Below are 1,343 nucleotides of genomic sequence, written 5' to 3'. Positions count from 1 at the left end.
GTCGGATTGAGCCGGTCGGCGGCCATGATGTACTGGGTCAGATCGTTGGTGCCGATCGAGAAGAAAGCGACCTCCTTGGCCAGCGCCGGGGCGATGAGCACGGCGGCCGGGGTTTCGATCATGACGCCGAGATCGAATGATGCGTGCGGCACGCCTTCGGCTTTCAGCTCGGCCGTGCATTCGTCGACCAGCACGCGCGTCTGCCTGACCTCCGAGAGGTCGGACACCATCGGCAGCATCACCTTGATGTTGCCGTGCACGGCTGCGCGCAGCAGCGCCCGCAGTTGGCGCTTGAAGATGTCGGGCCGGTCGAGACACATGCGGATGCCGCGCCAGCCGAGGAAGGGATTCTCCTCGTCGGGAAATTCGATGCCGGCAATCGGCTTGTCACCGCCGATGTCGAGCGTGCGCACAATGACCGGATAAGGCGCAAAAGCCTTGGCCAGCGCCGCATAGGTCTCGGCCTGCATGTCTTCCGAGGGCAGATGCATATGGCGCATGAACAAAAGCTCGGTGCGGAACAGGCCGATGCCCATGGCACCAGCCTCTTGCGCCGCTTCGATTTCCTCGAGTGAGCCGATATTGGCCGCCACCTCGATGATCCTGCCGTCGGCGAGCTTCGGCGTCACCGTCTTGAAGACGGTCAGCCCGGCGCGCTCCTTTGCCGCCGCTTCGACGCGGCCGGCGAAATCGGCACGGGTCGCCTCGTCGGGGTCGATGATCACATGGCCGGCATTGCCGTCGAGCGCGACGTCTCGCGCGGTACGCAAGGCATTGACCTGGTCGCCGAGGCCGAGCACTGCCGGAATGCCGTGCGAGCGCGCGATGATGGCGATGTGCGAGGTGGCGCCGCCATGGCCGCACACCACGCCGCCGATACGCTTCAGCGGCGCGCGTGCCAGATCCCAGGCGCCGATGTCGTCGGCGATCAGGATAGCCCCTTCGGGGATGTTTTCGAGGCTGACATCGTCTTGGCCCAGCAACACCAGGCAAATCTGCCGCCCAACGGCGTGGACATCATCTGCCCGCGCGTTGAGATAGTGATCGTCGACGGCGCTGAATTCGGCGGCAATGGTGGAGGCGGCGGTGATGACGGCGGAAACCGCGTCGTTGCCGCCCTTGATCAGGCCCTCGGCCTCACCAGTCAGGCTGTCGTCGGCGGCGATATCGCGCAGCGCGGCGACGATGCCGCGGTCTCCAGCCGACCGGCTGTCCTGCGCCAACGCATGATCCATGCGGGCCTGGACCGCGCCGACAGCCGTGCGGAACCTGTCGATCTCGCCTTTTATCTCCTCGGCCCGCAACATGCGGCCCTGTCCGGCGATATCGGGTGGGAAATGCGC

The 1,343-nt window shown here is 65.7% G+C and carries 1 protein-coding gene; it reads right to left on the bottom strand.

Features of this window, described 5'->3' with window-relative positions:
- A partial coding sequence (gene ptsP / locus EN884_RS36080) for a phosphoenolpyruvate--protein phosphotransferase (protein WP_128361134.1) occupies window positions 1-1,343 on the bottom strand: 1,343 nt, incomplete at both ends.

Origin of the sequence: Mesorhizobium sp. M7A.F.Ca.AU.001.01.1.1 (genome assembly GCF_004022735.1) — a bacterium.
Lineage (GTDB): Bacteria > Pseudomonadota > Alphaproteobacteria > Rhizobiales > Rhizobiaceae > Mesorhizobium > Mesorhizobium ciceri.
Note: the sequence above shows the minus strand (reverse complement) of the source record. Positions and strands in the feature narration are given on the sequence as shown.